9 protein-coding genes are annotated in these 8,647 nt (G+C 69.8%); 4 read left to right on the top strand and 5 right to left on the bottom strand.

The annotated features are described in order from the left end of the window. The coding region (locus CM1CMNOD_RS03950) for a RecB family exonuclease (RefSeq protein ID WP_131773838.1) at nucleotides 1–678 on the bottom strand (678 nt) is incomplete at its 3' end. Between the two features lie 403 nt (nucleotides 679–1,081). On the opposite strand from CM1CMNOD_RS03950, the gene CM1CMNOD_RS03945 reads away from it, so the two are divergent. Next, the gene (locus CM1CMNOD_RS03945; protein ID WP_013872373.1) at nucleotides 1,082–1,366 is read left to right on the top strand and encodes a chorismate mutase; all 285 of its coding nucleotides are present in this window, start codon (nucleotides 1,082–1,084) and stop codon (nucleotides 1,364–1,366) included. A 142-nt stretch (nucleotides 1,367–1,508) separates the two neighbouring features. On the opposite strand, the gene CM1CMNOD_RS03940 is transcribed toward CM1CMNOD_RS03945, so the two are convergent. Both CM1CMNOD_RS03940 and CM1CMNOD_RS03935 read right to left on the bottom strand, forming a co-directional pair. Continuing rightward, complete coding sequence (locus CM1CMNOD_RS03940) at nucleotides 1,509–2,150, bottom strand: DUF1003 domain-containing protein (RefSeq protein WP_013872372.1); 642 nt, start codon at nucleotides 2,148–2,150, stop codon at nucleotides 1,509–1,511. Continuing rightward, nucleotides 2,150–3,556 (bottom strand): magnesium transporter MgtE N-terminal domain-containing protein, encoded by a 1,407-nt coding sequence (locus CM1CMNOD_RS03935; protein WP_013872371.1) that lies wholly within the window; start codon nucleotides 3,554–3,556, stop codon nucleotides 2,150–2,152. Before CM1CMNOD_RS03935 ends, CM1CMNOD_RS03940 begins: the two co-directional genes overlap by 1 nt. Before the next feature lie 614 nt (nucleotides 3,557–4,170). Here CM1CMNOD_RS03935 and CM1CMNOD_RS03930 point away from each other — a divergent pair. Beyond that, nucleotides 4,171–4,449: a type II toxin-antitoxin system Phd/YefM family antitoxin gene (locus CM1CMNOD_RS03930; protein ID WP_043604835.1), complete on the top strand. Its 279-nt coding sequence runs from the start codon at nucleotides 4,171–4,173 to the stop codon at nucleotides 4,447–4,449. Next, nucleotides 4,446–4,844, top strand: coding sequence for a type II toxin-antitoxin system VapC family toxin (locus CM1CMNOD_RS03925; RefSeq protein WP_013872369.1), 399 nt, complete (start codon nucleotides 4,446–4,448; stop codon nucleotides 4,842–4,844). The genes CM1CMNOD_RS03930 and CM1CMNOD_RS03925 overlap by 4 nt, the downstream gene beginning before the upstream one ends. A gap of 124 nt (nucleotides 4,845–4,968) precedes the next feature. Here the strand turns inward: CM1CMNOD_RS03925 and CM1CMNOD_RS03920 are convergent, their stop codons facing one another. After that, entirely contained in the window at nucleotides 4,969–6,096 is a 1,128-nt protein-coding gene (locus CM1CMNOD_RS03920) for a glycoside hydrolase family 6 protein (RefSeq protein WP_131773837.1), read from the bottom strand. A gap of 381 nt (nucleotides 6,097–6,477) precedes the next feature. Here CM1CMNOD_RS03920 and CM1CMNOD_RS03915 point away from each other — a divergent pair, with 381 nt between their 5' ends. After that, on the top strand, nucleotides 6,478–7,677 hold the full coding sequence (locus CM1CMNOD_RS03915; RefSeq protein ID WP_013872367.1) for an acyl-CoA dehydrogenase family protein: 1,200 nt from the start codon (nucleotides 6,478–6,480) through the stop codon (nucleotides 7,675–7,677). A gap of 304 nt (nucleotides 7,678–7,981) precedes the next feature. Here the strand turns inward: CM1CMNOD_RS03915 and CM1CMNOD_RS03910 are convergent. After that, nucleotides 7,982–8,647 (bottom strand): TerD family protein (locus CM1CMNOD_RS03910; protein WP_131773836.1); only part of this gene is annotated, 666 nt, incomplete at its 5' end.

Genomic DNA, 8,647 nt, shown 5'->3' with positions numbered 1-8,647 from the left:
GCCCACCGGCACCGTGGCCAGCGCCTCGGCCCTCCGCAGCTGACGTCCCAGCGACGCCTCGTCGTGCTCGGCGCTGGCCACGGTGCCGGTGGGCAGATGGTGCAGCTCCACCCGCCAGCAGGGACGGCGCAGGGTACGGGAGACCGCCAGCGCATACAGCGCCAGCGCCGGGGAGACCCGGGCGTCGTCGTCGGTGGGCGGTCGGCGTCCCGTCTTGTAGTCGACGGCGACGAGCTCGCCGTCCCGGTCGTCGAGCCGGTCGACCCGCCCGGACAGGGCCAGCCGCTCGGTGCGCGCGGCGACCTGACGTTCCACCGCTCTGGGCTCGCGGGCCGGGTCGAGGGTGGCCACGTAGCGCCCGACCATCTCCGCGGCCCGTTCCCGCCAGGTCGTGGACTGCTCGGCGTCCCGCCAGCCATCCGTGATCCACAGCAGTCGGACGAGGTGGGCGGCGCGGGTCGGCGTGCGGCGGGCCAGCGGTTCGTCCCACCAGGCCCGCAGGGCGTTGTGCACGCTGGAACCAAGGGAGTTGTGCGCCCACGCCGGCCCCTTCACCGGCGCCGGCCGGTCGAGATACGCCATCCGGTAGCGGCGGGGACATTCCGCGAATGCGGACAGTTTCGACGGGGTGCACACGAACAGCCGCCGCGGCATGCCGTCCAACTGCAACTGGTCCACGAGACGATCCTCCCATCCGTCCTGACGCCGTCCCGGTGGCGTCCCGGTGCGGTTTCGGGGGGTGTCCTTCCGGCATCCGCCGGACGTCCCGTGCGGCATCCGTGTGGCGCCCGTATGACAGCGGCGTGACGTCCCGACCGCTTCTGGGCCGTGTGAGGTCACGGTGCGAGCCGGACGGACCGCTGGACGGTGGCAATCCCGGCTGGCATGCTGGTAGCCATGCCCGGTGGATCTCCTCTTTGCGCGCGCCGCGCGAGCAGATCACCGGATCATTTTTACCAGGGACCGGGCACGGTCCCTGCACTGCCGCGTATCTGACGCGACACGCCGAGACTCAAGGCCCGGACTTTCCCCGGGCCTGTCCGGCTCCGGGACGGCCGGGTCCCGAATGAAAAGAGCCCAGATGACAAGCCACGCGCTTCCCGCCGCCACGCCGGCACCGGCGGTCTCCTCGATCGCGGACGGCCGGCAGGCCATAGACGAGATCGACACACAGCTTCGCGCGCTCGTCGGCGCCCGTCTGGAGATATCCCAGCAGATTCAGGCGCTGCGTTCCGCGGACGGCGGTCCGCGGATCCAGCACGAACGGGAAAACGAGATCATCACAGCCTGGTCGCGGGAGCTCGGGCCGCGCGGGGCCGAAATCGCCCTGTCCATTCTCACGCTGTGTCGCGGATCTCTCACCTAGGTCCTCGGATCGCGGACGCTTCGGTCTGAGGACACCAGCCGGATTCCCACCGTGAGGAACGATCCCGATTCTCCCGGTGATGTCTTCTTCCTCTGGTGACGTCTGGTGACGTCTGGTGACGTCGTCCGGTCGGATGTACGGTTCACGGGCTCTGGAGCCGCCGGTCGGTGGAGCTGCCGCGTTCGGGCCGCCGATCCCATGATCCGGGGGCGCGGCGGCGCCTGTCGCCGACGTCCTCACCTGTTCCCGCGTCCGTCCCCACCGACGATGTCCCCGCGGACGTCCCCGCGGACGTCTCCAGGGATTCGGCCAGCAGCGCCCGCAGCTCCGCCCGCAACTCGGAGCGCAGATAGTCACGGGTGGCCAGTTCCCCGACCCGGATGCGGATCGCCGCTATCTCGCGGGCGAGGTACTCGGTGTCGTCGAGCTGGCGTGAGGTCTGCTCCCGGTCCTGCGCGAGGTTGGCCCGGTCCCGGTCGTCCTGCCGGTTCTGCGCCAGCAGGATCAACGGCGCGGCATACGCCGCCTGCAGGGACAGCGCCAGCGTCAGAAAGATGAACGGGTAGTTGTCGAACCGCAGGTCACGGGGCACGATGATGTTGTAGCCGATCCACAGCACCACCACGATGCTCTGCGCCACCAGAAAGCGTGCGGTCCCGATGAACCGGGCGATCCGCTCGGCGACCCGGCCGAAGGCGTCCGGTTCGTGGGGACGGCGGACCAGCGCCGACCGGCGGGACGGACTAGGTTGATCGAGCCTGCCCGTACGACGACGGAGCCTCATCAGATCCCCGCGCCCGGGCCGTCCAGACCCGAGGCGCCCGCGTCCCGGGCATCCACATCCGGAGTGTCCGCACCCGAAGCGCCTGCCTTGCGGGTTCCCCTGCCCGGGATGTCCAGGGCTGGGGCGCCCGGGCTCGGGGTGCCCCGGCTCGGAGCGTCCGAGTTCGGGGCGTCCGGGCCGAGGTCGTGTTCCCGCCAGCCGGCCGGCAACAGATGATCCAGTACGTCGTCGACGGTGACCACCCCCACCAGCCGGGCGCCGTCGTCCAGCACCGGAACCGCAACCAGGTTGTACGACGCGAGGTGACGGGTCACCTCCTGTAGCGACGCCTCCGGCCGCAGCGGGGTGATGCCGACGTCGACGACACCGCTGACAAGCGCCCCGGGCGGTTCCCGCAGCAGCCGCTGGAAGTGGACGAGCCCGAGATAACGCCCGGTGGGCGTCTCGAACGGGGGACGCACCACGTACACCTGCGCAGCCAGCGCCGGGGAGAGCTCTGGCGCCCGGATCCGCGCGATCGCCTCGGCCACGCTCGTGTTCGGGCCGACGATCACCGGCTCGCTGGTCATCATGCCTCCGGCGGTCCGGTCGGGGTAGACGAGCAGACGCCGGACCGGCGCGGCCTCCCACGGCGCCATCAGTCGTAGCAGCCGTTCGGCCTCCCCGGCGGGCAGGTCCCCCAGCAGGTCGGCGGCGTCGTCGGGGCCCATCGCCTCCAGGACGTCGGCGGCCCGCTCGTCGGCGAGCCCGCCGAGCAACTCGACCTGTTCGTCCTCGGGCAGTTCCTCCAGGACGTCGGCGAGCCGTTCGTCGTCGAGGGCCGCGGTCACCTCGACGCGACGTTTGTCGGAGAGGTCCCGCAGCAGCGCGGCAAGGTCCGCCGGCCGCAGTTTCTCGAACACCGCGAGCATGTTGGCCGCGCCCTGGTCCTCCTCCGGCAGAGCGAGCCCGGTGACCTCGGCCCAGGAGACCGTGCGGACCTCGCCACGGCGCCGCCGACCGATGCGTACCGCGACCTGGTCGACGACCCAGTCGCCGCCGCGGACCTGTTCGATCGCGGCGTCGACCACGGTGGCCGGGGCGCCGGTGGCGACCAGCGTCACCCGCCGGTCCAGCAGCTCACCGAGCACCAGCGTCTCACCGGGACGCTGGGAAAACCGGCGCCAGCTCAACCTGGCCGAGGACAGCACCACGGCACCCGACTCCACCCCCGTCACCCGACCGATCGGGACGAAGATCGGATGACGCTGCACCTCGACCGCGAGCCCGAGGACGCGGGGCGGCTGGCTGCCGGGCCGCACCGTCACCACCACGTCCCGCAGCCGTCCGACCACGTCACCGTTGGGGTCGAGGACGAGCAGCCCCGCCAGCCGCCGGCAGAACATCCGCCCCGACGCCGCCGTCACCGCCGGCCACCCGTCATGACACCCGCCCCACCGAACACCTGGCGCGACGCACGCCACAGCCAAATACCCGCCGTCACGGCCGACCACCGCAACGGTTGATGGTTCGGCCTCACGGCGCGAGGCTACCCCCACCCTCACGACTCCCGATCCAGGCGATGCTGTCAGCGAACAGAACCATGACGTGGAAAACGTCGCCGTGACTTCGACAAGCGTCTGCGGGTCAAACGCTTCAAAAAGGATCTCTGACGTCTGGGAGCTGACGTGGGCGCCGAACGGCCGGGCGTTGTGGCAGTACGGGGAGCCGATCCCCGGCAGGCCGGGTCCACACGTCATCTGGCTACGAATCGGCTCGCATGACATCTTCGAGGATCGATAGCGCTCACGGCGAGCTGCCCACCAGGGCTGTCACCCTGATCCCGAACCCTGGAGACGGATGCGGACGCGGTGGGCGGCGGTGCCGCTGACCGCGTTTGTGCCGGTGGCGGCCTGTGGGACGAGCTAATAGGGCGCTCGGCGGGCCAGGTCGAGGGCGTAGGGCGGCCAGAACAGCTGCCGCCGGCGAACGTCGATGATCGCGGATGTGACGCACATGAGGCTATATCATGTGCGTCATGATGGAACGGATCGGCGTACGGGAGCTCCAGCACAACGCGTCCAGGATCCTCGATCGGGTCAAGACCGGCGAGACCATCGAGATCACCGAACGCGGCCGCCTTATCGCCGTCCTCACCCCACCCAGCGACCTCCACCAGGCACGGGCACGGCTGATCGACGAAGGAGTGCTCCAGCCCGGCGAGGGCGGTCTCGCCGAATGGGAACCCGGGCCCCCACGCACGGACGGGCCAGCGCTGTCGGAGGTACTCCTCGACATGCGCGCCGAGGACGATCGTTGATCTACCTGGACTCGTGCGCGCTGGTGAAACTGGTCGTCACCGAGGCCGAGACATCCGCGCTGCGCGCCTTCCTCAGCGCGCACGCCGGGTATCCCCAGGTGACCTCCCTACTCGCCCGCACCGAGGTCGTCCGAGCGGTACGGCGCGCCACCGCGGACGACGCCGACCTGTATAAGGCTGCGGTGACCATGCTCAACCGCCTCGACCACATCATCCTGGACCGGCCCATCCTGGACGACGCCGGGGCGGTCGCCGACCCTCTGGTGCGCACCCTCGACGCGATCCATCTGGCCGCCGCGCGGCGGCTCGGCGACAGCCTGACGGCGTTCGTCACCTACGACCGCCGCCTGGCCACCGCAGCCCTCGACTTCGGCTTCCCCGTCCGCGCCCCCTGATCCCAAAACCCTGGGAACGGATGCGGACTCGGTGGGCAGCAGTGCCGCTGGACGTATTTGTGCTGGTGACAGCTTGTGGGACGAGCTGGTCGAGCTAATGCTGGTCAATCTGATGCTAGTTGAGCTAATAGGGCGCTCGGCGGGCCAGGTCGAGGGCGTAGGCCGGCCAGAACCTGCCGGCCGGCGGGCCGCCGTTGCAGGTGCCGTCGGACTCGCCGGGGCCCTTCACCCACAGGAACGCGTCCGCGTGCTCGTCACCGGTCTGTGTGGTCGGACGGGCTCCCAGCGCCCGGCCCGGCGGATTGCACCACTGCTTGTCCGGGGCCGGGCCGTAGCCGTTGCGGCTGGTGTCGACGACGAAGTGGCCGCTGCCGCCGAGCTCGGCGACGATCCGGTTGCCGTAGGCCAGCAGGTCGGTGGTGGCGACGAAGTTCGCCGTGTTCAGGGCGAAGCCGCGCACGGCGGTGACGCCGGCAAGCCGTAGGCGTCCCGCCATCTCGGTGGCGTTGCGCCAGTCCGGCTGCCCCGCGTCGAGGTAGACGGTGGCCCCGTGCTGGGTCAGCAGCGTGCCCGCCTCACGGATGAGCGTGTAGCGCGTCTGCTGGTCGGCGGCGGGGAGGCAGTCCGCGCCGGCGATCGCGTCCGGCTCGAGTATCACCACGGCGGGGCCCGTGCCGATGCCGGCGGCAACCTCCGAGATCCACGCGCGGTACTCGTCCGGCGAGCCCGCCCCGCCGGCGGAGTAGCCGCCGCAGTCGCGAGCCGGTATATGGTAGACGGCGAACACCGCGATCGCCTGGGCGGCCCGCGCGCTGCCGACCCGCGCGGCGACCGTGGCGCGGACCTGCGCGGTGGGGAACCAGTCGCCGAGCCACAGCGCCTGCGGGGTATTCGTGATCTTGTCGAGCAGGCCCGCGTTCGCGGGGTCGCCGCCGCGCAGTCGGGTCGCGGCGGCGTCCGCCTGGCTGTCTGGATCATCGTAGAAGCGGACGCCGGCCAGCGGGTTGCCGGCCGCCTCGCCGCCCGGGATGCCCGTGGCGTCTGGGCTGTCCGCGGCGACCGGGGACACCGGGGACACCGGGGACACCGGTGCCCGCAGCGTCCCCACGCCCCCGGACCGGTAGCCGGCCGTCAGGACACCGGCCGCAGCCACGGCGATCGTCGCCACCGCGGCCAGGTGCCGCCAGGCGGGCGTCCCCTGACGGATCCCACCGAGCGGCTCCTGGCAGACCTTGCGAAGAAACGAGAACACCACACCTCCGGAGGCACAACGGGCGTGCCAGCACCCACAACATCAAGCCCCCTGGATGACTACCCTATGGGCCATACGCCCGATATCAGGCGATACGAACAGTGATCGTTGATACTGCGCAGTGATCCCGACACCGCTCCGCGGGCTGGTACCGAACGCGCTCGACCGGGGGCTGCACGGCCCGCTGGCCTCGGCCTCGGCACGGGAGGCAGCAGGCCAGGATGGCGCCGGACAAGGAGTGAGCCACTGGCGTCGCTGGCGTCCGCCCCCGAATGCCGTGATACTTCTCATAAGTATGCGACGACCCGAACATGATTCCCGGCAACCGGTGCGGAAATGGCACGGGTCGACCACGGTATGGCGAGAAAGGAAGCGGACACCATGGGCAGGATCGCGCAGACCGATGGTCTGACGGACGTCCAGGTCGACATTTTGTCGGCTGTGCGCACATTCGTCGACAAGGAGATTCTGCCATACGCCACGGAACTCGAGCACAAGGACGAGTTCCCGGAGGCGATCGTGGAGGCCATGAAGGAGATGGGGCTGTTCGGGATCACGATTCCCGAGGAGTACGGCGGGCTCGGCGAGTCGCTGCTCACCTACGCCCTGGTCGTCGAGGAGATCGCCCGCGGCTGGATGAGCGTGTCGGGAGTCATCAACACACATTTCATAGTCGCCTATCTCCTCATCCAGCACGGCACCCCGGAACAGAAGCAGCGGCTCCTGCCGAAAATGGCCACCGGGGAGATCCGCGGCGCTTTCTCGATGAGTGAGCCCGGCTGCGGTTCGGACGTGTCCGCCATCACCACCCGGGCCACTCCCGACGGCGACGACTACGTGATCAACGGCCAGAAGATGTGGCTGACCAACGGTGCCCGCGCCGGCCTTGTCGCGACTCTCGTGAAGACCGACGAGGGCGCCGACTCCGTCTACCGGAACATGACGACGTTCCTGCTGGAGAAGGAACCCGGCTTCGGCACCCACGAGGGCATCACGATCCCCGGGAAGCTGGAGAAACTCGGCTACAAGGGGGTCGAGACCACCGAGATGGTGCTCGACAACCACCGGGTGCCGGCGGCGTCGATCCTCGGTGGCCTCGACGGCCGCGGCAAAGGTTTCTACCAGATGATGGACGGCGTGGAGGTGGGCCGGGTCAATGTCGCGGCCCGCGCCTGCGGCATCATGATCCGGGCATTTGAACTGGCCATCTCCTACGCCCAGCAGCGCCGCACGTTCGGCCATCAGATCGCCGACCACCAGGCGATCGCCTTCAAGCTCGCGGAGATGGCGACCAAGGTGGAGGCCGGCCACCTGATGATGGTGAACGCGGCCCGCAAGAAGGACAGCGGCCAGCGCAACGACGTCGAGGCCGGCATGGCCAAGTACCTCGCCAGCGAATACTGTTTCGAGGTGACGACCGAGTCGTTCCGCATTCACGGTGGATACGGCTACTCGAAGGAGTACGAGATCGAGCGGCTCTTCCGGGAGGCGCCGTTCATGCTCATCGGCGAGGGTACGTCCGAGGTACAGAAGCGGATCATCAGCCGCGCGCTGCTGCGGGACTACAAGCTGCAGCAGTAGGCCGCCGGGCCGCCGCGGGGCGCATCACCGCGAAAAACTCGCGGAACCGGCGGGGCCACGAAGCCCGCGGAGTCACAGAAGACTGCGGAAAACTTCCCGTGGGAGCTCGTGAAACATCCACGAACTCCCACGGGAAAACGCTACGGGACACACCGTGACACGGCTTTAATTTTTGTGCCGGGTGGTGCCGAGTGCTGCCGGGTCAGGGCGGAGGGCTGCTACCAGCCCCGGCCCTGACGACAGCCGGCCCGTAACACGGCCGGAGCCGTCACCCCACGGCTCCCCCGCTCCACGGATCGTCGCTCTACAGATACTGCTTGGACGGGCCGACCATCGCGCGCACGGTCTTGCCGTCGTGGAACTCCCCGATGGCGGTCATCGTCCAGTTCGGGCCGCCGGGCTGGCGAGCCACCTTGCACATGACGAGCCCGGTCTGCGGTTTCGACTCGGACAGATCGAACCGGACGAGTTCGGCTCCGGTGAAGTCGTCGATCAGCCGGCAGAAGGCGTTGCGGACCTCGGTGAAGCGCTGCCCCTGGAAGCTGTTCACGGTGAAGACCAGGGCTTCGACGTTCGGCGGGAGCGCGGCCAGGTCGACGAAGATGGTCTCGTCGTCGCCCTCACCGGCACCGGTGAGGTTGTCGCCGGAGTGGCGGACCGCGCCGCGGGCGCCCTTCTTGGACATGAACCACACCTTGTCCACGTCCTTGCCCCGGCCGTCGAAGAGGATGCAGGAGGCGTCCAGGTCGATCTGGCGCCCGCTGTACGCCGGATCCCAGCCAAGGCCCATCCGCACCCGGGTCAGCGGCGGGGCGCCGGTTTTGACCAGCGAGACGCTCTGGCCCTTGCGCAGGGAGACCCGGCCCTTGTCCAGGTTCACCGGCGCCCCGCCCCCACCGCCGGCCGGCGCGGACGGCGGCGCACCCCAGCCCTGCTGTGCGGCGGGGGGGTGGGGCTGGCCACCGCCCCA

It is taken from the genome of Protofrankia symbiont of Coriaria myrtifolia (genome assembly GCF_900634755.1).
Classification (GTDB): domain Bacteria; phylum Actinomycetota; class Actinomycetes; order Frankiales; family Frankiaceae; genus Protofrankia; species Protofrankia coriariae.
Note: the sequence above shows the minus strand (reverse complement) of the source record. Positions and strands in the feature narration are given on the sequence as shown.

Coding starts and splice junctions, on each gene's coding strand:
- CM1CMNOD_RS03930 (WP_043604835.1), top strand. CDS start 4,171: ATGGAACGGATCGGCGTACGGGAGCTCCAGCACAACGCGTCCAGGATC.
- CM1CMNOD_RS03945 (WP_013872373.1), top strand. CDS start 1,082: ATGACAAGCCACGCGCTTCCCGCCGCCACGCCGGCACCGGCGGTCTCC.
- CM1CMNOD_RS03915 (WP_013872367.1), top strand. CDS start 6,478: ATGGGCAGGATCGCGCAGACCGATGGTCTGACGGACGTCCAGGTCGAC.
- CM1CMNOD_RS03940 (WP_013872372.1), bottom strand. CDS start 2,150: ATGAGGCTCCGTCGTCGTACGGGCAGGCTCGATCAACCTAGTCCGTCC.